General features: G+C 40.3%; 16 protein-coding genes. 1 reads left to right on the top strand and 15 read right to left on the bottom strand.

Going from position 1 to position 21563, the window contains the following annotated elements:
- Window positions 1-17 precede the first annotated feature (17 nt).
- From G631_RS0104805 to G631_RS0104790, 4 genes are read right to left on the bottom strand one after another with little or no spacing between them, the layout of a single operon-like run.
- Window positions 18-1832 (bottom strand): ABC transporter ATP-binding protein, encoded by a 1815-nt coding sequence (locus tag G631_RS0104805; protein WP_026488492.1) that lies wholly within the window; start codon window positions 1830-1832, stop codon window positions 18-20.
- Window positions 1829-3646, bottom strand: a complete 1818-nt coding sequence (locus G631_RS0104800) for an ABC transporter ATP-binding protein (RefSeq protein WP_026488491.1) — start codon at window positions 3644-3646, stop codon at window positions 1829-1831. The genes G631_RS0104805 and G631_RS0104800 overlap by 4 nt, the downstream gene beginning before the upstream one ends.
- Window positions 3647-3700: 54 nt before the next feature.
- Window positions 3701-4612 (bottom strand): SPFH domain-containing protein, encoded by a 912-nt coding sequence (locus G631_RS0104795; protein WP_026488490.1) that lies wholly within the window; start codon window positions 4610-4612, stop codon window positions 3701-3703.
- Entirely contained in the window at window positions 4609-5058 is a 450-nt protein-coding gene (locus G631_RS0104790) for an NfeD family protein (protein ID WP_026488489.1), read from the bottom strand. The genes G631_RS0104795 and G631_RS0104790 overlap by 4 nt, the downstream gene beginning before the upstream one ends.
- A gap of 168 nt (window positions 5059-5226) precedes the next feature.
- Here G631_RS0104790 and G631_RS0104785 point away from each other — a divergent pair, with 168 nt between their 5' ends.
- Window positions 5227-6651 (top strand): GGDEF domain-containing protein, encoded by a 1425-nt coding sequence (locus tag G631_RS0104785; RefSeq protein ID WP_207637875.1) that lies wholly within the window; start codon window positions 5227-5229, stop codon window positions 6649-6651.
- 6 nt (window positions 6652-6657) lie between these two features.
- On the opposite strand, the gene G631_RS0104780 is transcribed toward G631_RS0104785, so the two are convergent.
- The 11 genes from G631_RS0104780 to G631_RS0104730 form a co-directional block, all read right to left on the bottom strand.
- A complete protein-coding gene (locus tag G631_RS0104780) occupies window positions 6658-8328 on the bottom strand; it encodes a GGDEF domain-containing protein (protein ID WP_026488487.1) in 1671 nt (556 codons plus the stop codon).
- The gene (locus tag G631_RS0104775; protein ID WP_026488486.1) at window positions 8321-10030 is read right to left on the bottom strand and encodes a GGDEF domain-containing protein; all 1710 of its coding nucleotides are present in this window, start codon (window positions 10028-10030) and stop codon (window positions 8321-8323) included. The genes G631_RS0104780 and G631_RS0104775 overlap by 8 nt, the downstream gene beginning before the upstream one ends.
- A 167-nt stretch (window positions 10031-10197) precedes the next feature.
- Entirely contained in the window at window positions 10198-11217 is a 1020-nt protein-coding gene (locus G631_RS0104770) for a GGGtGRT protein (protein ID WP_026488485.1), read from the bottom strand.
- A 20-nt stretch (window positions 11218-11237) separates the two neighbouring features.
- Entirely contained in the window at window positions 11238-11930 is a 693-nt protein-coding gene (locus G631_RS0104765) for an iron-sulfur cluster assembly scaffold protein (protein WP_022765395.1), read from the bottom strand.
- Window positions 11931-12231: 301 nt separating this feature from the next.
- Window positions 12232-13422 (bottom strand): multiple monosaccharide ABC transporter permease, encoded by a 1191-nt coding sequence (mmsB, locus tag G631_RS0104760; protein ID WP_026488484.1) that lies wholly within the window; start codon window positions 13420-13422, stop codon window positions 12232-12234.
- Entirely contained in the window at window positions 13423-14973 is a 1551-nt protein-coding gene (gene mmsA / locus G631_RS0104755; RefSeq protein ID WP_026488483.1) for a multiple monosaccharide ABC transporter ATP-binding protein, read from the bottom strand.
- A gap of 115 nt (window positions 14974-15088) precedes the next feature.
- Window positions 15089-16174, bottom strand: coding sequence for a multiple monosaccharide ABC transporter substrate-binding protein (gene chvE, locus G631_RS0104750; protein WP_026488482.1), 1086 nt, complete (start codon window positions 16172-16174; stop codon window positions 15089-15091).
- A 210-nt stretch (window positions 16175-16384) separates the two neighbouring features.
- Window positions 16385-17440, bottom strand: a complete 1056-nt coding sequence (locus G631_RS0104745; protein ID WP_330365666.1) for a sugar ABC transporter substrate-binding protein — start codon at window positions 17438-17440, stop codon at window positions 16385-16387.
- 32 nt (window positions 17441-17472) lie between these two features.
- On the bottom strand, window positions 17473-19080 hold the full coding sequence (locus G631_RS0104740; protein WP_026488480.1) for a helix-turn-helix domain-containing protein: 1608 nt from the start codon (window positions 19078-19080) through the stop codon (window positions 17473-17475).
- Between the two features lies 1 nt (window position 19081).
- Window positions 19082-20557 (bottom strand): sensor histidine kinase, encoded by a 1476-nt coding sequence (locus tag G631_RS0104735; RefSeq protein WP_026488479.1) that lies wholly within the window; start codon window positions 20555-20557, stop codon window positions 19082-19084.
- Window positions 20550-21545: a sugar ABC transporter substrate-binding protein gene (locus tag G631_RS0104730; RefSeq protein ID WP_207637874.1), complete on the bottom strand. Its 996-nt coding sequence runs from the start codon at window positions 21543-21545 to the stop codon at window positions 20550-20552. Before G631_RS0104730 ends, G631_RS0104735 begins: the two co-directional genes overlap by 8 nt.
- Window positions 21546-21563: the final 18 nt, after the last annotated feature.

Here is a 21563-nt window from a genome sequence, read left to right as displayed (position 1 = left end):
GATGATGAAACAAAAACTTACTCAAATACAGCATCAGTACTTGCTTCGTCAAATTGTTTAGTAAATAGATCGTAGTAATAACCGTGCATGGCCATAAGTTCCTTGTGAGTTCCCCGCTCAATTATCTTGCCATCATTGACAACAAGAATAATGTCAGCATCAACAATGGTAGATAGCCTGTGGGCTATAACAAAAGAAGTTCTGCCCTTAGTCACGATCTCTATGGCATCCTGGATAGCCTTCTCAGTTACTGTATCAATGGATGCTGTCGCCTCATCAAGAACAAGTATCTTGGGATCTGCTAAAAGAGCTCTGGCAAAAGATAAAAGCTGCTTCTCGCCAGTTGAGAGCATTCCTCCATCCTCTCCCACATCACTGTCAAGTCCTTTGTCCATCCTTTTTACAATGCCATCTGCCGAGACTAGCCTTAAAGCCTCCCAGATTTTCTCCTCAGTGGCGTCAGGATTGCCGTATTTGAGATTATCCCTTACAGTACCCGAGAAAAGATGAGGCGTCTGAAGAACATAGCCAATGTTTGAATGAAGCCATAGCTGTGACCTGTCCGCTGCATCCCGGCCATCAATAAGTATCTGGCCTGATGTAGGCTTAAAGAATCTGCACACAAGATTTACCAGTGTCGATTTACCTGCACCTGTCTCTCCCACTATAGCCACATTTGTTCCCTGGGGAACTTTGAGATTAAAGTGCGTTAGAACGTACTCATCACCATCAGGATACTTAAATGTAACATCCTTAAATTCCACATCGCCTATAAGTTCTTCCCAGTTTTCCTTCCTGGGATTAAAAGTATCGCCGTATTTCTCGATAACTTCAGGCCTGTCTGCAACATCAGACTCTGTCTCAAGAAGCCTTGTAAGTCTCTCAACATTTACCTGAACAGCTATAAGCTCAGATAAAGTTACTATTACATTCTGAACAGGCTCCATAAGTCCCAAAGCGTAAGACAAAAATACAGACAAAGTTCCAATCTGTATCACTCCGTCAAGAGTTATGATACCACCCCTCCAGAGAACCAGTGAAAGAGCTATTGAGCTCATCATCGTAATAGCTGATGTAAAGAAAGCTGAATAATGGGTTGCATGAATTGAAGTGGAACGCATCTTGGTAGTATCCTCTTCAAAGTCCCTTTGGATCTTGTCCTCTACAACAAGAGTCTTTATAGCTCTTGCTCCAGTTATTCCCTCATTAAAATTACTGGTTATAGTAGAATTTATCTCTCTTATCTTGCGGTTTAATACAACGAGTTTTGCCTGGAAGTACATTACAAGTACAACAGCTATCGGAACAAGTATCATTACGTAAAGCGCAAGTTTTACATTAAGAACCAGCATCATCACAAGAACAAAGATTATATAGGCTCCCTGCCACACTATATCCATCATTCTCCAGGATACCATTACACCAATCTTGCCAGTATCACTCATGACTCTTGCATGGATATAGCCAACATTATTCTGGTTAAAATAAGCAAAGGATAATGTCTGAAGGTGGCTAAAGGCTGCATTTCGAAGATCCCTGTCCACAGACAGTTCAACCTGTCCGCACATATAACAGCATATGAAATTATCTATAACCTGAATGACTAAGACAACAACATAAAGGATCACAAATATAGTAAGCCCCTCTAAGGTCTTTTTCCCAACGAAGTTATCAAGAGCATATCTGTTAAATATAGGGAAAATAGAATCAATGAGCGAACTTAATACTCCAAGAAGTATCATAAAGATAATCTTGGGAGCATACTGCTTTATGTATGGAATTAGTCTTGGAATTCCAAATAATGGAAGTTTAACATTTTTATTCTCGTTCATGTTCCCTGCATCTGTATATCATAAATCTTCTTGTAAATGCCGTCTTTTTCAAGGAGCTGCTTGTGAGTTCCCTGTTCAGCAATACGTCCATGGTCAAGGACAATAATGTTGTCAGCGTGCATTAGTGTCATTATCCTGTGAGAAATAAGTACCACAGTAGAATCCGAGGTGTTTTCAGAAAGAGCCTGCCTGATCCTTGCATCTGTCTGAGTATCAACAGCAGAAAGCGAATCATCAAATACCATGACAGGAGGTCTTGAAACCAGCATCTGGGCAATTGCAGTTCTCTGCTTCTGGCCTCCGGATAAGGTCACGCCTCTCTCTCCAACGTAGGTGTCATATCCCTTGGCAAAATCTGAAATAGTCTCATCCAAAGCCGCTATCCTTGCTGCTCTTCTGACATCCTTCATATCAAGTTCATTCTGAGTAATACCAATATTCTCTGAAAGAGTTCTGCTAAAAAGAAATGGCTCCTGCAGAACAAATCCAATGTTCTTACGAAGGTGAGAGGCCTTTATATCAGATATATCCGTATCTCCTACAAAAATCCTGCCACTATCATCTTTCAGGTCATATAACCTGTCCATAAGGTACATAAGAGTGGACTTTCCAGAGCCTGTTCCTCCAAGAATACCAAAGGTCGATCCTGCCTTGATTGTAAAGCTCACGTCCTTAAGTACATCTCCGCCGCCATTTTCATAGGCATAGGAAACATGATCAAAAGTAATATCAGCATTAAGTGATGGCTCAGTAGCTCCATCCTTGTCCTTTTCTATCTCTGAATTCATAATGTAGGCAATACGGTCTATTGATACTCCCGCCTTACTCATTTCAGAGATGATCCTTCCAAGAGCACGAACCGGCCATACCAGCATAGAATTATAGGCAACAAAGGCTATATACTCACCAACTGTAATAGAATCCTGCACACAGAAAACGGCTCCAAGCACTGTTATGAGCATAACCTGAAGTCCGGATATAAGGTCATTAGAAGACCAGAAGGCTGCAAGTGTGCGCATAAGATCGATCCACATTTGGGTATACTCTGCGTTTTGCTTAACAAATCTGTCCTTCTCGTACTTTTCTCTTCCAAAAGCCCTTACTACTCTTACTCCTGTAAGGTTCTCCTGGGCAGTAGCTGATAGTCGTCCCTCCTCCGTATCAGCCCTTTCAAATTCAGTCCTGATTCTGTTATGGAAAAAGCCCGAATATAAGACAATAACAGGAATAAAGGCTGCGGAAACAATAGTCATGGGTATGCTGATACCTATCATGAAATACATGGCTATTACAATCCTTATAAAAATCCTGAAAAGTGAAAGCATCTGCTCAGAAATAAACATCCTGATGGTATCTACATCAGATGTACAGCGCTGAATTATGTCACCTGTATGATTAGCCCCATGCCAGGTATATGGAAGATGCATAATATGGTCAAAGAGCTTATCTCTCATTCTCTTGATCAAAGTCTCTGACCCATAAGCATTCATGAGTCTGAACATATATCTGCAAACAGCAGCCAAAATACCTACTATAGCAACAACCAGGGCAATTAGATAAAGATGACCTCTAAGAAACTCCCTGCCACCTAAAAGATCCATGATAGTCTTCAAATAAACAGGCACACTGTCAGACTCTGCATCAGCTATGCAAAAGTCGACAGTGTACTGTATTATCTTAGGTCCTATCAGATCCAAAAAAGTAACAAGAAGTGAAAAAATAATACTAAAGACAAAGAATTTTTTACTTCCCTCTAAGAAGTATAAGACAAGCTCAGATCCTGTCTTAAATCTTTTATTTTTATAATCTGACATACACTAATCCCTATTGATCACAATGATTACAAGTTCCAGGGATCATCAAGATTCTTATTTAATAACTTCCTTGATAGACTGAGCAAGGCCTGCAATACCCTGAATATTTGATGGAACAATGATCTTGGTAGCCTGTCCATCTGATGCCTTCTCAAATGCTTCAAGGCTCTTAAGAGTAAGAACTGATTCGTCAGCTCCTGCCTCCTTAAGCATCTTGATACCCTCAGCATTAGCCCTCTGAACGCTCTTAATAGCCTCAGCCTGACCTTCTGCCTCTCTGATTCTCTTTTCTCTTTCAGCTTCAGCTCTAAGGATTGTAGCCTGCTTGTCAGCTTCAGCCTGAAGGATCTTACTCTGCTTCTCACCTTCTGCAACAGTGATCTGTGACTGTTTCTCACCTTCTGCAAAGAGGATCTTTTCTCTCTTTTCACGCTCAGCCTTCATCTGTTTCTCCATGGCATCTCTGATCTGCTCTGGAGGATTGATGTTTTTAAGCTCAACTCTTGTGATCTTGATACCCCATGGGTCAGTTGCAATATCAAGCGCATCCTGCATCTGTGCATTGATCTGATCTCTAGAAGTAAGAGTCTCATCAAGTGTAAGTGAACCAATGACATTACGAAGTGTTGTTGCTGTAAGATTCTCAATAGCTCCGATAGGATTTCTCACACCATAAGCATAAGCCATAGGATCTGAAATTCTAAAGAATACAATAGAGTCAATCTGCATTGTAACGTTATCCTGTGTGATAACGGGCTGAGGTGGGAAATCGCAATACTGTTCCTTGAGATCAACCTGTCTGGCAACTCTGTCGATAAAAGGCACCTTGATATGAAGACCTACATCCCATGTTTCCTTGTAAGCGCCAAGTCTCTCAACTACATAAGAATGTGCCTGTGGAACAATCTTAATATTTGCTGCCACCAGCACAAGAATAAGAACGATAAGAACAATAATAAAAATCATAATGTATTAACCTCCCTTTCAACAATAAGCTTTGCTCCTGATACACGTACCACTCTGACCTCTTCTCCAGCAAAAATCGTAACCTCATCAATGCTGGATGCCGCAAGCCAGGTAGAACCATCCATATCTACTTTACCTGTTCCCTTGATATTGTCAATATCAGTTTTGGCAATCAGTTTCCTGCCAATAATCGCATCTATATTAGTCTTTTTGATGTTGCGATTAAAATGCTTGGAAGCAATAGGTCTGACAGTTACCAGAATCACAGTGGAAACTATAATGAAGCTGATAAGCTGAGCCCAGATATTTCCTCCAAGAAGAGCTACCAACATGGCCACAGCAGAGCCAATAGCAAACCATATAGTTATAAGTCCAAGTGTGGCAAGCTCGATAACTGCAAGAGCCACAGTCAGGATAAGCCAGAAAATGGCCTGATAGTTTCCCATACACACACCTCCTTCATATGATACTCAATTATACTTCAATTTAGGCCTTTTCGGAAGATGATTTACATTATTAGGCGCTTGGCGCATGTTTTTTATACTAATTAAATTACAAATAAATGTTTTTTAGTTAACAATATGATATTATATAATAGTAGGGATATGAACGTTATGTCGTTACAAAAAATCTTATTATCGGAGGCTACAATGTCTGGTATCGATTATCAAACCCTGAAAACGATCGTTAATCTTTGCAATATGCCCAGTGCAATCATGTCTGTTGAGAAAAATAAAGACGGCTCCTGTGGTGAGATTCGTATGGTTGCTACCAATGATAAATTCAGTATGACAGGAGAAAATGTAGAAGGACTGACCTATGATGCCAAGCTAAAAAGAGATCCTAAATTTGAAGATATCCTTTTCAAGGCAGCCTGGAACAATGAACATTACCACTCCTATGTTGACACCTCAAGGCTCTACGGATATTGGACAGAAGACATCATAATCCCTATCGACAATAATGGCGATGAAAAAACTGGCTACTGTCAGTTCATTTATAAGCTCAGCAAAGAAATGGAGGCAGGCAGATACTCTATCATCTCTCCTGATATTGCAAGCTTCGTTATAAGGACCTGCATTAACCTGCGAAAAGATGAAGACTTCTATACCACCATGAATACCGTTACCAAAGATATTCGTGAATTCACTGATTCTTTTGCCGCTTCAATAATGACTGTATCCAAGGATTTGTACCGTTTCGAGGTAGTAAGTGAAAGTGTCCGTAATAATCTAAAAAACCTTCATGATGTTTTTGCAAACATCCCTTATGAAGTTGTAGAATCCTGGGAAGACCTGGTATCCGGTACAGATTGTATCATAATAAGAAATGAAGAAGACATGAAAGATTTCGAGTCAAAAGCACCTGCATGGGTAAGGACTCTTAGGGATAACGACGTCAAGAATCTCTGTCTTGCCCCTTTCATGCATCAGAATATGATCATTGGCTATCTCTACATTACTAACTTTGATGTTTCTCAGATGGCCAGATTCAAAGACACTATCGAAATGGTGGCATTTTTCCTGGCATCAGAGGTTGCTCATCATATCTTTGTAGACAAACTTAAAACTCTTAGTTCTCTTGACCTTAGGACTGGTGTGCAGAATAGAAATGCCATGAACACCAAGGTTGATGAACTTGCTCTTGAGCTTAGAATGACTAAGACTCCATTTAGCGTAGCCTTCTGTAACCTGATCACTCTGCGAACAGTCAATATCCAGCAAGGCCATGATGCAGGTAATAATCTCCTTAGCGATGCCGGCCAGATACTAAGAGATATCTTCAAAAATGATTTCATTTACAGATCAAACGGTGAAGAGTTCGCTATTATCTCAACTAATTCAACGGAAAAGAGCTTTGAAGAAAAGGTAAAAGAGCTAAAAGAAAAGGCAAATGATCCCAACTGGGTATTCTTCACAATTGGTTACTATACAGATATGACAGAGGGCAATATTCATCAGGCAATGCGCTTTGCCAACGAGTATGAGCAGGAATTCAAAGAGGACTTCTACTATAATCATCCTGATTTTGTCAAATGATCATACTCACTCTCCTTTGATAAAGGCTTTGTTTTTGTACATTCTCTCGTCAGCAAGCATGAATACATCATTCCAGCTGTCACCATCAGTTTCATGCCTATATGCATAGCCAAAGGCTGCGCTTCGTTTAAGCTCAGGGTCCTCCTGATTAAGTTTAGCAAGCGCAGCTTTTACTTCATCTATCACGCGTTCTACCTTCTCAAGATTATCGCCACTAAGTACAGCAACAAATTCATCACCACCAGTTCTTGCAACAAAGCCCCTGCCAGCAACACATTCTTCTAAAATATCTGCAAATTCCCTTATGTATTTGTCCCCCATAAGGTGTCCCTGAACATCATTAATAGTTTTAAGACCATTTAGATCAATGCTGACAATACAATAGTCAGCATTCTTTTTGGATATATCATTTAAATATTTTTCAAACCTTGCTCTGTTAGGAATATCTGTAAGTCCATCTGCATAGGCATAATGAGTAAGAGACTGATACTCTTTTTTTCTGGCAATAGATGCAGAAATATAGATATTGTAATTGACAAGTGTTGAAAAGACCATGCAAAGTGCTCCAACAGGTACTATCTTCTTGGAGAGCATGATCTGCTCCATTACTCCTGCCACCTCAAGGTAGTAGAAAAAAACATTTACAATAAAAGCTACTCCCAGCATAGCCTGTCCCGCAAGCTGAATTCTCTGTGATGGAGATATGCGCCTGTTCTTCTCATCTCCAAAGAGCATAAAGAACATAAATACTATCAATGTAAGAGCATTTATCTGATACAGCCACAATAGCTTATTTATATGCATTTGTCCTGTGTAATGAAGGAAAATAGGGAGAAATGACAGCAAGGTTCCTATAGCGGAAAAAGCTAAAAATCTCTTTTTCTTTAGATAGTTTCTCATACTGCCCATGACCAGGTACATAAGTGGCACGATAAGATAAAGAGAAATATATTCAGCCTCTGTCTGCCTTCTTCCAGTTTCCATAAAAAGACTAAGGAGTTTGAATTGAGTAAGGAACCACACTCCTAAATCGATGAATAAAAGTGCTGAAAACATCAGCATTCTTATCTCAGGGAAGTTACTTTCAAAGCCAAGAGCAATTATAAAAAACATAAAGCCAAAGATAACCAGAAAAGCTGAAATAATGAAAATATACATATTATTGTAGATGCCATACATAAAAAGATCTGTATACTCTCCGAAAACTGGAGCATCAAAATAATTATAGGCACCATCTTCACCTACAAGCAGTTCAATAGTTATCTCATGTTTTCCAGACATTTTAGGCATATTCACAAAGTTTCTCTCACAGCCTACATACTCATCTCTTTCAAAGTAAGTCAAAAACTTATGCTCAATTTCCATTCCGTCTATGCTCACAATAAAGGCGCTAAACTTAGTCTCTAGCATGAGGGCAGGATCTGAAAGGGCTGTGAAATCCACTCCTGTCTTAGTCATAATAATTTTGTCGCTTCGATATGTTCCATTGCCAATAAGCCTTCTAAGATTAGAAAGCTTTACGTTATTGTATTCAGTTTTGTTATAGCGAACATACCATCCATCCTGTAATACTTCTACTTTGCCAATTCTTTTAGGCTTTATAATAGCTTGCGCTGTCATAAGCATCAGGATAAATGCTATTAAGGCTATTAGTAAATAAAGGGCCTTCTTACACATGATGGGTCTCCTTCATTTTGTACATTCTGCTATCAGCCAAATAATATGCAAACTTAAAATCATCTTCCTTTATCTCATTGCTATATGCATATCCTGAAGAAAAAGATATAGTAAACTTCTCATTTTTTGCTTCATTCTCGTTATACTCATTTACCAAGAGCTGCAAATAGCCTATGCTCTTTTTACATACTCCCTCTTTAGGATTTTCATAGACAACCATAAATTCATCGCCACCTGTTCTTCCAATAAGGTCAGCATCCACAAAAGCTTTTTTCAAAAGATCAGCAAAAGCCTTTAACATTTTGTCGCCTTCAAGGTGGCCATAAGTATCATTTACCTTTTTTAGTCTGTCAAGATCAAGAATTATCACAGCGTAAGGCTTTTTTATTTCATAGGAATACTGGGTACATTTTGCCCTGTTCATAAGTCCAGTAAGAGCATCAGTAAATGCCAGTCCCTCCAATTCCTCTTTTACCCTGTTGGCATTCATATGTTCAATACTGCTTAAGAAATAATAAACAAAAAGACATATCATAAAGCCCAAAAGTCCAAGATCCAGCAAATTTATCTTGGAATAAAAATCCGCTCCGATATCGATATTGCTTCTTGTAATATTGAATTTGACTATCTCAAGGAACATAAATATCAGCAGGAGTATATAGCCAAGAACAAGGTAATTATCTGCCGAAAAGCCAACAGAAATATCAGTCTCTTTATGCCTTTTATATGCTCTTCCAAGGCCCTTTATAAGAGCAGGAAGGACCATGACATTTTCAATTACCAGTATCAGGTGGAAAAGCGTCACAAAATGAGTATAATTGATAAGCCCTGTATAATGACATATAGAGAAAATAACAGGAACAGAAATATTGACTACAGCAAGAGAACTCTGGATATTCCTTGCTATATTGGGATGTGTTACATGTATAAGGATAAGAACAGCAAGAGGCAGCAGATACATAGAAATGTATTCAAGGTCAGTGAACAGCCTCTCCTTGTCACTTACAAAGCACAAAATATCGTTATAGGTAAAGGTATAAGTCCCTAAAAGAAGCGATAGCATTGCACTAATAAAGACAGATGTATCGAATTTACCGCACAAAAACAGGTACAGACCAAGTGACAATAAAACAAATGCGTATACGAAGAAAAAGCCTCCTATAAACATTGAAAGCCTGCTATTTTGAAAGAAATATGTTATCAGCTCTTTTTTTGTTCCGAAATGAACAGGGAAAAAATTCTTTACTGCAGAATCTTCAGTTATCAGAAAACTAATAGTCAGTTCATGCTCAGTTCTGCACTCACCAAGAGAAACCATATTATATTTTTTTTCTACATACCGCCCGCTATTATATTCCGACCAGCCATAGGTGTAGATAAGCTCACCATCTTTATAAACATCAATTACACAAAATCTGCTTTTAAACATAATTGCAGGGGACTTTAACCCGGTTGGTGGGATATTTCTGGTAAAAGAAATAATGTCGCCCTTTTTTGTATTAGACATATCGAAGTCAATGAGAGTCACATTCTCATATTCATTATCTCCATACTTAACAGACCACCCCGAAGCAAGCTGGTTAAAATGTTCTGAAGGTCTTGTTGTAAAAAGATCACTTTCAAGTGTCAAAAGAACCAAAATGGAAACTATCGTAAGCACCGAAAGGATCAGAATGTCTCTTACCCTTGATTGCTTTTTCATGCTTTTTACCTAAACGCATTATCGTACGTCAATTATATTATAAACCAACAAGACAGCATAAAATATTAAAAAGAATATAAACAAATAGTGTCCAAAAAGCAAAAACGCCAGTGCGCAAATAACGCACTGGCGTAAATCTCAATATATTATTCAGATTTATTGAATAATCAGAACTTACCAGCCTTAGCAGCCTCTTCGATAGATACAGCTGTTGAAACAGTCATACCAACCATAGGGTTGTTACCAGCACCGATAAGACCCATCATCTCAACGTGAGCAGGAACTGATGAAGAACCAGCAAACTGAGCATCTGAATGCATACGTCCCATAGTATCTGTCATACCATAAGAAGCTGGGCCTGCAGCCATGTTATCTGGGTGAAGTGTACGTCCTGTACCGCCGCCTGAAGCAACTGAGAAGTACTTCTTACCAGCCTCAACACGCTCTTTCTTGTAAGTACCTGCAACTGGATGCTGGAATCTTGTAGGGTTAGTTGAGTTACCTGTGATAGATACGTCAACGTTCTCCTTCCACATGATAGCAACACCTTCCTGAACGTCGTTAGCGCCGTAGCAGTTAACCTTAGCACGAGGTGAATTAGCATCCTTAGAGTAGCACTTTCTGAATACTTCCTTAACCTCACCTGTGTAGTAGTCATACTCTGTCTCTACATATGTGAAGCCGTTGATACGAGAAATGATCTGAGCAGCGTCTTTTCCAAGACCGTTAAGGATAACGCGAAGAGGTTTCTGACGAACCTTGTTAGCTTTCTCAGCGATACCGATAGCACCCTCAGCAGCTGCGAATGACTCGTGACCAGCAAGGAATGCGAAGCACTCTGTATCCTCTTCAAGAAGCATCTTACCAAGGTTACCATGTCCAAGACCAACCTTACGACGATCAGCAACTGATCCAGGGATACAGAAAGCCTGAAGACCGATACCGATTGCTGCAGCAGCCTCAGAAGCCTTGCGGCAGTTCTTCTTGATAGCAATAGCAGCACCTACTGTGTAAGCCCACTTTGCATTTTCAAAACAAATTGGCTGAATGCCTTCGATAAGCTTGTATACATCGATACCAGCATTCATACAAATATCTCTACACTCTTCGATTGAAGAAATCCCATACTCCTTAAGGCAAGCCAGGATCTGGGGCTCTCTTCTTTCATATGATTCAAATAAAGCCATTATTTTTTCCTCCTTACCTATTACTCGTGTCTTGGGTCAATGCATCTAACTGCATCATTAACACGTCCATACTGTCCCTTAGCCTTCTCAAGAGCTGTATTTGCATCATCACCAGCCTTGATGAAGTCCATCATCTTACCAAAGTTAACATACTTGTATCCGATGATCTCATCGTTCTCATCAAGAGCGATGTCTGTGATGTAACCATCTGTAAGCTCAAGGTAACGAGGTCCCTTCTCAAGTGTTCCGTAAGTTGTACCAACCATTGAACGGTTGCCCTTACCAAGATCCTCAAGACCAGCACCAATCTGAAGTCCATCCTCTGAGAATGCAGACTGTGTTCTACCATAAACGATCTGAAGGAAAAGCTCTCTCATAGCTGTGTTGATAGCGTCACAAACAAGGTCTGTGTTAAGAGCTTCAAGTACTGTAAGTCCTGGAAGAATCTCAGATGCCATAGCAGCTGAGTGTGTCATTCCTGAACATCCGATAGTCTCTACAAGAGCTTCCTGGATGATACCATCCTTAACATTAAGAGAAAGCTTGCAGCAACCCTGCTGAGGAGCACACCAGCCAATACCATGTGTATAGCCTGAAATGTCCTTAATCTCTTTTGACTTAACCCACTTAGCCTCTTCCGGAATGGGAGCTGCGCCATGGTGTACCCCTTGAGTTACAGGGCACATATTCTTTACCTCTGTTGAGTAAATCATGTGAAAATCTCCTTTCGTATCTTTAAGTAACTTTCATTACTTACTACCTATAGATGAATGGATGCCCTACATGACATGCACCACATTCAAAGACGTGTCTGCAGTTTCTTTTATATGCCGACCGCAGAACACCATTCTTATTTTTACACACTTTTTCCTATATTTCAATGGTTTTTGATATTTTTTTAACATCCTTTTTATAGATAAAAAATTTCCTTTAAACAGCACAAATACGGGCAAAAGAAAGAGAACCTGCCCTTCACCCAGGCAAGTTCTCCTGTTTGTTTATATTTTTTTAATATCAATTCTTGACGATCATCTTGCCGCCGCGCTTAGATACAACATCAAAGATTACAGCTGCAAGAAGTACAACGCCCTTAACTACTTTCTGCATGTTGGCATCTACACCCATAAGTGACATTCCAAGGTTGATAACACCCATAAGTACTGCACCAACAATAACTCCTGGAACTGTACCTATTCCGCCGTAGGCAGAAGCACCGCCGATAAAGCAGGAACCGATGGCATCCATCTCATAGTTCTGTCCATAGGTTGGCTGAGCAGATGTAAGTCTTGCGATTGTTACCATTCCAGCAAGAGCAGCCAAAAAGCCCATGTTCATGTAAGCAAGGAAGTATACCTTGTTTGTATCGATTCCGGAAAGCTTTGTTGCCTTTTCATTACCACCTACTGCATAGAAATATCGGCCAGTTGTAGTGTTGCTTGTAATATAAGCATAGATGATTACAACAACTAAAACCCAGATAAGAACTGTAGGAATACCTTTATGCTGAGCAAGCTTATAAGAGAAAGCCAAAAGAGCTGCCGCTATCAAAATGATCTTAAATCCAAAAGCCCAGATTGGCTCAACATCATAACCGCTTTTTGTCTTTTTGATCCTGCCATATATATTAAGTCCAACAAGTACAACTACCGCCAGAATGCCTCCAAAAAGGCATGTCATATTAAGTTTGCCATCAGAAAAGTAATCAGGAATATAGCAGTCTGCTCCGCCTCCAAAGAGATTTACAAATGTTGTCTCATCCTTGATAGATACTGTAAGTCCATTGAGTACTACGTTTGAAAGTCCTCTAAAGGCAAGCATTCCTGCCAGTGTTACGATAAAGGGAGGGATTCTAACAAATGCAATCCAAAAGCCCTGGAAAGCGCCAATTGCTGTTCCAATAAGCACCATGATGGCTATTGCTGCCCATGTAGGCACTCCGAAATTCACCATTAAAAGTGCGCCAACTGCACCTACAAAGCAAACTACAGATCCAACTGAAAGATCGATATTACCACCAGTAAGAATACATAAGAGCATACCTGTTGCGAGAATAAATACATATGCATTCTGTGATATAAGATTACTTACATTCATTGGCAGAAGTATTGCCCCATCAGTCCGCCAGGAGAAAAAACCCAAAACAATAATAAGCACAATCACCATTGTGTTCTTTTTTAAGAATTCAAATACTTTTTCCTTACCCATTTAAGCTGACTCCTCCTTACTATCGGCAGTTCCTAAGATGCTGGCCATGATTTTTTCCTGTGTAGCCTCAATTGCATCCATCTCCCCAACAATCCTGCCCTCATTCATTACATATATTCTGTCGCACATTCCAAGTATTTCCGGCATTTCTGAAGAGATCATTATCACAGATTTTCCCTCAGCCACCAATTGGTTTATGATGCAGTAGATTTCGTACTTGGCGCCAACATCTATTCCTCTTGTAGGCTCATCCAGAATAAGGATTTCAGGATCTGCAAACATCCATTTTGCAAGAAGAACCTTTTGCTGATTACCACCACTTAAATTGCCCACGTTCTGATCAACTGTAGGGCATTTTGTCTTTAGCTTTTCCTTGTATTCAACAGCCACTGCATATTCCTTGTGCTTGTCTATTACTCTTCTGGAGCTGACTGCTTCAAGGTTAGCCAGAGTTGTATTTATCTTTATAGAATTAGTAAGGATCAGGCCGTTTCCTTTTCTGTCCTCTGTAACATAGGCAAGTCCGTGTTTGATAGCGCTATTTACAGTATTTAGAACAACCTTCTGTCCATTTATATAAATCTCTCCGGATATATTTTCTCCATAGCTCTTGCCAAAAATACTCATGGCAAGCTCAGTTCTTCCAGCACCCATAAGACCTGATATGCCAAGGACTTCGCCTCTTCTGACATTAATGTTAATGTTGTCGCAGACCTTTCTATCCTTGTGCTGGGGATGATATACGTTCCAGTTTTTAACTTCCATCAAAACTTCACCTACGTGAGGTACTCTCTTTGGAAATCTGTCAGAGAGTTCTCGCCCTACCATTCCCTTTATGATCCTTGACTCAGAGAAATCATCAATGCCTTTTGTAAGGGTTTCGATAGTAGCACCATCTCTTATGACCGTGATCTTATCTGCCACATAGGAAACTTCATTAAGCTTGTGGGAAATGATAATAGACGTAAGATTTCTTTCTTTTTTTAGTCTAAGAAGCAAGTCCAAAAGAGCTTTAGAATCCGTCTCGTTTAAAGATGAAGTTGGCTCATCAAGAATAAGAAGCCTTGCATCCTTAGAAAGAGCCTTTGCAATTTCAACAAGCTGCTGCTTACCTACTCCAATATCTTTTATCAGAGTCTGTGTGCTTTCATTAAGTCCAACTATATTCAAGAACTTTTTTGCAAGTTCATTAGTTTCGTTCCAATTGATCTTTAACTTTGTTCCTCTCTCATTACCAAGGAACATGTTTTCAGCAATTGACATATATGGGATAAGTGCCAATTCCTGATGGATAATAACTATTCCTTTATCTTCACTATCCTTAATTGCTGCAAACTGACATGTTTCTCCATCATAGACAATGTCGCCTTCGTATGAACCAAATGGATATACTCCACTTAATACGTTCATCAAAGTAGATTTTCCTGCACCGTTCTCCCCAACAAGAGCATGAATCTCACCTTCTGCAACCTGCAGGTTTACGTTATCAAGCGCTTTAACCCCAGGAAAGGTCTTGGTGATATTCTTCATTTCAAGCAATATCTTCTCCACCTTTGCCCCTCCTCCTTTTTTATTATTTTAGTTAGAAGCGATAAACAGTAACTATAATGGGATGCATAATGCATGCCAGCATGCTATGCACCCCATTCTGTTACCTATTTATTGCTTACTTAAGATCATCTTCCTTGTAGTAACCTGAATCGATAAGAAGTTCTTTGTAGTTGTTTACATCTGCAAATACAGGCTCGCAGAGGAATGAAGGAATAACACCAGTGCCATTGTCATAGGTCTTTGTGTCATTAACAGGAGCTTCTGTGCCCTTCATGATTGCATCAACCATCTCAACTGTCTTAGCTGCAAGAGTTCTTGTATCCTTGAAGATAGACATTGACTGCTTGCCAGCGATCATATTCTTAACGTTTGCAACGTCACAGTCCTGACCTGTGATGATAGGCCACTCGCCTGTGTAGTTAGCTTCAAGTGAGTTTGTTACACCAAGAGCTGTTGAATCGTTTGAGCAAAGAACTGCATCAAGCTTTGTTCCATTTGCATAGTTAGCAGAGATAATAGCATCCATTCTTGACTGTGCATTCTCTGTTGACCAGTTAGCTGTAGCAACGTTGTCGAATTCAACCTGTCCAGACTGAACAACGAGCTTGCCTGACTCAATGTATGGCTTTAATACATCAATTGCTCCGCCATAGAAGAATCTTGCGTTGTTGTCACCAGGGTCGCCTGTGAAGATTTCGATATTGAATGGGCCAGCTGCATTATCAAGATCAAGCTGCTCTTTGATATATTCACCCTGCTTGGTTCCAACCATGTAGTTATCAAAGGTTGCATAATATGAAACGGCATCAGAATTCATAATAAGACGATCATATGCGATTACCTTAATGCCAGCTTCCTTGGCCTGAGCCAGTACTGTTCCAAGTGAATCGCCATCGATAGAAGCAATTACAAGAACCTGTGCTCCAGATGAGATCATGTTCTCAATCTGTGATACCTGAGTTGCAATATCATTTGAAGCGTACTGAAGATCAACCTCATAGCCTGCTGCCTTGAGCTGCTCCTCCATGTTTGCTCCGTCCTGATTCCATCTCTGAAGGTCCTTGGTTGGCATTGCAACGCCGACCTTTCCGTTTGTCTCTCTCTGAGCACCAGCAACTTCAGCCGACTTACTGCCACATCCCATCAGAAGAGTAGCTGCCATAGCTGCAGCCAAAAGGCCACTAAGTAATCTTTTTTTCATTTTTCTTCCCTCCAACAATAATCTTTTTCTAGACACTTTCGTGTCCGCTTTACTTGACAAGAAAAATTTAGCATAGAAAAATAAGCACTAACTTGCGATATTCTGCATATTTTTATCCTAGGAGAAAAAGAAAAAGCAGCTGTGCTAGCATTTTTTTGCAAACACAACTGCTCTTTTTATAAATTATTGCTATATGGTATTTAGTTTATCCTAGTTAGATGCCTTGTCAGGTACATTTAGATAAATATCCTCTTTGAGATGGAAGCCACTCTTTACTATAACTTCATCCATGTTATCAGCAGAAACACTGATAGTTTCAATCTTTAGATATGGCACATTTTTCTTGCCATCATCATATTCATAGAGTTCAGAATCCAAAGGCTCTCCAAGGGCCATTGCAACTGCTGCCTCTGCCGCTGTCCCAGCCAGCTTCTCTATAGGCTTATAGACAGTCATAAGCTGAGTGCCCTCAACAATTCTCTGACAAGCCTCCAGATCTGCATCCTGCCCCACAACAAGTTTTTTACCTGCAAGTCTCTTTTCAGAAAGGGCATAGACCACTTTGCTTGCAAGATCATCATTGCCGCACATAACCGCGTCCGCTTCCTCTATGATCTCCGGATGACTATAGACATAATCCCCTGCTGCCTCAGCCTTCCATCCATCTGCATAGAACACATCCAGGATCTCGTTCCCGTTTTCTTCCATGACTCTTTCAAAACCCTCACAGACCATAGGTACATTTTTGTCAGTGGGCGATCCGCAGATCATAACCACCTTGCCATTTTTAAGGCCGCTATCTACCAAAGCCTGCCCCATCATCTCTCCAACCATCTCGTTGTCAAAAGAGATATACAGATCTGCTCCTGCTCCTGTTATAGGCCTGTCATAGGCTATGACCTTTATTCCTTCATCCTGGGCTTTCTTGACAGAATCAGCTATCACCTCGGGGTCAATGCTGATTATAACTATTACGTCCATACCTTTTTTGATAAAGTATTCAATTTGTTCCTTCTGCTTTTTAGGATCTCCATTGGCATTCTGAACATTGACTTCCGCCCCTCGCTCCTTGGCTGCTGACACAAATACATCCCTGTCCCTTTGCCACCTCTCTATAACAAAGGAGTCAAAGCACATTCCAATCTGTACCTTATCTTCCGTGGCAGAGCTGCTTTTTACACTTTCAAGACTAGTGTTCCCGCAGCCCCCAAGGATACAGGCTGTCAAAAGAAAAACAATCACCCCAATTTTATATTTTCCCATCATACCTTCCATGCCCCACTTACAAAATATTAGTTTCAAGCGCTAAAAGTAAATCTGTCCTTGTATTCAGTAGGTGTAAGTCCTACGTTCTTTTTAAAACTGCGGCTAAAATAGTTTGGATCTGAATACCCGCAGGAAACGCATATCTCTTTTACCGAAAGATTTGAATTCTCAAGTAGCTTTTTAGCCTTGTCTATTCTTATGTTAGTAAGATACTCAATAAAGTTAAGGCCACTCTCTTCCTTGAAAATCTTGCTAAAGTAGTAAGGAGAAATGTTAACGATCCTTGATACATCATCAAGGGAAATATCCTTATCGTAATGAGAATTTATATAGTCCTTGGCTGTTTTAATGATATTTCCTGATCGCTCCTCTTTTTTACTAATTACGTCCCTGCAGGCGTTTGTGACTTTTAAAAGAAACCACTCCCTTATAGAATCCGTACTATCAAGTGCCATGATCTCAGGAAGATAATTAGTCCTGCTGGAATACCTGTAAGTCTGCCCTCCTGACTGATAAGCAAGGTGCTCTGCGTAAAGAGCAAATTCCAATACCTTAAGCCGCATTGACATCAGATCCCCGTCCTGGGCCTTCTGGCACATCCAGTCAGAATATTTGCCAGCTATTACCTTAGTTTCATTAAGGTCTCCTTTACCTACTGCTTCAAACAAAGGTTTCTCAAGGGCTATAGGATATCCGTCCTCATAATCACAGGCAACATTAAGATCATCTGTATGAGCAACAGTTCCAGTTGTTGCAATAAGGGCATTTAAAGCCTCCTTGTAGGAATCTCCAAGTTCCTTTAAGGGCTTTACGCCGCCGATTCCTACTCTAAAACTGATATCTGTACGTTTCTTAAGATATCTTGCCATTTCCCTTGCCCTGTCTATTAGCTCTGACCTTTCAGATAGTTCCATTTCGGAATCCTTACATGGGACAAGAACTGCGATCTTATTGGCCATAACATTTCCAACCATGCAGCCAAAAAAGCTCTTTACTCCTTCTCTTATCTCCTGATATTTGCCGGATATCTTAACGGAACTTCCTATGGCGTTTGTCATATGGTTTCCCTCCTGGGAATCTCCACAGACGATAGCCATCATATAGCCGTAACCTGCCTCTATACCAAGGATTGTCCTATAGTTCTCTATATCTTCATCAAAATGCTCCTGAAGAAGGATATCGTATATAAGACCATTTTCTATGATAGGCTCAACAGTCTCTAGCTTTTCCTTTATAAGAAGCTCGTTGCTTCTCTTTTCCCTGTCCCTGTCAATCTGCTCCATAGCCCTTCTAAGGACATTTATGACCTTTGTCCTCTCCATGGGCTTGGTGATATATTCCATAACTCCAAGCTTTATGGCCTCTTTGGCGTAATCGAACTTGTCATAGGCCGACATTATGATAAATACCGTGTTAGTGCAAAACCTCTGCATCTCCCTTATGGCATCTATTCCGTTTATACCAGGCATATGGATATCTATAATGGCAATGTCCGGCCTGAAGCTCTCTGCAAGCTCAATTACCTTTCGCCCTGTCTTGGCATACTCTATAAGGCAGGCATCTCCAAACTCTTTTTCTATAATGAATTTCGTGGAATCAATAACGATTCCCTCATCGTCTGCAAGCATTACTCTATACATATTACTTCTCCCCAAGTGGAAGGCTGAGCTTAACCTCACATCCATAGCCTTCGCCTTTACTGTAGATACTGATAACATCTCTTTTGCCCGCAAATATGCGAAGTCTTGATATCACATTATCCATACCTATTCCATTATTGTCATACCTTATCTTGTCCGGGTTTCTCGTGCCTGAGAGAATCTCCTCTATTGTCTCCCTGCTCATTCCCTTACCATTATCAATGATGCTGATGCAGAGATTGTCATCCTCTCTGTAAACCTTTAGAAGTATCCTGCCTTCCCCAGCCATTTCCCTTATGCCGTGATTAACTGCATTCTCTACTATAGGCTGCAATATCATGCTGGGCATGTGATGATCAAGAAGCCTTTCATCAACCTGCTTGTCGTAGCCAATATCCCCTGAAAACCTTACATTCAGGATCTGAATATAATTATCTACAAGAGTTACCTCTTCTCGTACTCTTACTGTATCCTGGCGGTTCTTGACATTGTATCTGAAAAAGTCGGCAACAGTCTGCACATACTCATAGGTCCTGTCAGCCCCTTCCATCATTGCAAGCTGCGCCCCGGCATTTAAGGTATTAAAAAGAAAATGCGGATTTATCTGGGCTTTTAGATACTTAAGCTGGGCGTCCTTTAAATGTGCCTCCATAGACAGCTCTTTTTCCTGCATGTCTTTCTCTTTTTCAAGACTCTCTCTTAGCTTTTCGATGTAGTCTCTGATGCTGATGACCATTTTATTAAAGGCCCCGATAACTATGCCAACTTCGTCGTTGTAATGAACGGTGGGAAGCACAATGTCAAAGTTACCATCAGCCACCTCATCTGCTGAATCCGAGAGCTTTTTAAGAGGAAGGATCATGGTCTTAACAAAGCTTGTGACTATAATGACATTTCCTATCATAACTAAGGTCATGACTACAACTGCCACTATTTCAAAGGTCTTAAAGGCCCTAAGAAGCGATGTAAAGTTCTCAGAATTTGATACAAACAACTCAAGATTCAGCCTTGAAAGATAAGCCTTTATGTAGCTGTAGAGTTCTGTTGATCTTTCGTATCCTGCGCGGTACTTCTCTACATTTCTTCCACGCTTTCCATCTATTGTTCCCTCTACCTCTGTAAGATAGTTGGAGGTCATGTTCTTTATGTTTCTCTCCATGCGGTTGTAGGAAAGATCTGTTATCCTGCCGCTTAAGTCTCCGGCCAGATTTGAAAGTTCCTGAGCACTAATATAGTAGCTCTCGAGAGAATCACTGGTTTTGGAACTAAGATAAGCAGTCATGGAATCCTGAACATCATCTAGAGCTCTTGTGAGCTCATTTAGCGCCCTGTTATCCTCATACACCATGTCCATATCCTTGGACATACTATTTATCCCTGCTAAAAGAAATACATTTACCACAAATATCAGAATATTGGCAAAGACACAGACACTTATGATCTTAGACTGGAGGGAGCTGTTTAAAAATTTATTCATCCTGCTCCTCCTTATTCTTGAACTGGTCTACATTACTCTTGTCAATAAGAGTTGTATCAGCAGTAAAGTATTCACTGGTATTTCCTGTTTCGTAGTAGTCCAAAAGAGCCTGAACGCTATACTGTCCAAGCTGCAAGGTATCAATTGATATGGTAGCGTAGATTCCACCCCTGTCGATAGCATTGACTATATCTTCAGAGTCATAATAGCCAAGGACATTGACATCACCTACCATGTTAAAGTCAACTACCGCCTGATATGTACAAATTGTATTAAGCTCATTGAGGCACACAATAACATCAGGCACTTCCTCCTGCATAAAGATATCTCGTATGGATTCTTCTACAGAAAAGGCATTGGTATTATCTACTGCCACCACCTCAACCTCAAATTCAGAGTCAGTAGCATTTTCCTGCCTTATAGTATCCTGCATGGAGGAAATAATGATATTCTGTCCTGAATCAAGAGTATCTGCGCTGGCAAGGACCGCTATCTGGATCTTGCTCCTGTCATCTATATGATCAGTTTCAAGAAAATCCTGCCTTCTCTTTTCCTTGATGATATCCACTATCTGTTTGCCATAGAGCTTACCGACACTGTATCCGCTAACTCCCACAAAGCTGAGCCTGTCTGAATGCGTACTATCTCCATATAGAGTGACTACAGGAATTCCGTTCCTTACAGCTTCATCTATTAGATTGGCCATAGCCGGAGCTTCACTTGCATAGACTATTATTCCATCAACCTCAGAAGCTATGGCTATTCTCATAAGCTCCTTAGTAGAATAATCCCCTGATAGATTCTCTCCCAAAAGATCTATATAAATTCCCTGCTCTTTGGCTGTTTCCAGTGCTCCCTTATACACTGCCCTCCAGAAGTCCGACTTGTAGTTGTCTGTTATCATTACAAAATACTTGTCGTACTCAGTTTCTTCTGCCTGCCTCAGGATATCTGATCTGTAAAATCTAAAATATAGTGAGCCCCCCACTAACGTGGCTACCACAAA

Origin of the sequence: Butyrivibrio sp. XBB1001 (assembly GCF_000424505.1) — a bacterium.
GTDB lineage: Bacteria > Bacillota > Clostridia > Lachnospirales > Lachnospiraceae > Butyrivibrio.
The sequence above is the reverse complement of the archived record's forward strand: the minus strand, read 5'-3'. Positions and strand labels throughout refer to the sequence as shown.

What these genes read in the sequence shown, in the direction of transcription:
- G631_RS0104805 (WP_026488492.1), bottom strand. Translation starts at nt 1,832, where the DNA reads ATGAACGAGAATAAAAATGTTAAACTTCCATTATTTGGAATTCCAAGA.
- G631_RS0104800 (WP_026488491.1), bottom strand. Translation starts at nt 3,646, where the DNA reads ATGTCAGATTATAAAAATAAAAGATTTAAGACAGGATCTGAGCTTGTC.
- G631_RS0104795 (WP_026488490.1), bottom strand. Translation starts at nt 4,612, where the DNA reads ATGATTTTTATTATTGTTCTTATCGTTCTTATTCTTGTGCTGGTGGCA.
- G631_RS0104790 (WP_026488489.1), bottom strand. Translation starts at nt 5,058, where the DNA reads ATGGGAAACTATCAGGCCATTTTCTGGCTTATCCTGACTGTGGCTCTT.
- G631_RS0104785 (WP_207637875.1), top strand. Translation starts at nt 5,227, where the DNA reads ATGTCGTTACAAAAAATCTTATTATCGGAGGCTACAATGTCTGGTATC.
- G631_RS0104780 (WP_026488487.1), bottom strand. Translation starts at nt 8,328, where the DNA reads ATGTGTAAGAAGGCCCTTTATTTACTAATAGCCTTAATAGCATTTATC.
- G631_RS0104775 (WP_026488486.1), bottom strand. Translation starts at nt 10,030, where the DNA reads ATGAAAAAGCAATCAAGGGTAAGAGACATTCTGATCCTTTCGGTGCTT.
- G631_RS0104770 (WP_026488485.1), bottom strand. Translation starts at nt 11,217, where the DNA reads ATGGCTTTATTTGAATCATATGAAAGAAGAGAGCCCCAGATCCTGGCT.
- G631_RS0104765 (WP_022765395.1), bottom strand. Translation starts at nt 11,930, where the DNA reads ATGATTTACTCAACAGAGGTAAAGAATATGTGCCCTGTAACTCAAGGG.
- mmsB (WP_026488484.1), bottom strand. Translation starts at nt 13,422, where the DNA reads ATGGGTAAGGAAAAAGTATTTGAATTCTTAAAAAAGAACACAATGGTG.
- chvE (WP_026488482.1), bottom strand. Translation starts at nt 16,174, where the DNA reads ATGAAAAAAAGATTACTTAGTGGCCTTTTGGCTGCAGCTATGGCAGCT.
- G631_RS0104745 (WP_330365666.1), bottom strand. Translation starts at nt 17,440, where the DNA reads ATGATGGGAAAATATAAAATTGGGGTGATTGTTTTTCTTTTGACAGCC.
- G631_RS0104740 (WP_026488480.1), bottom strand. Translation starts at nt 19,080, where the DNA reads ATGTATAGAGTAATGCTTGCAGACGATGAGGGAATCGTTATTGATTCC.
- G631_RS0104735 (WP_026488479.1), bottom strand. Translation starts at nt 20,557, where the DNA reads ATGAATAAATTTTTAAACAGCTCCCTCCAGTCTAAGATCATAAGTGTC.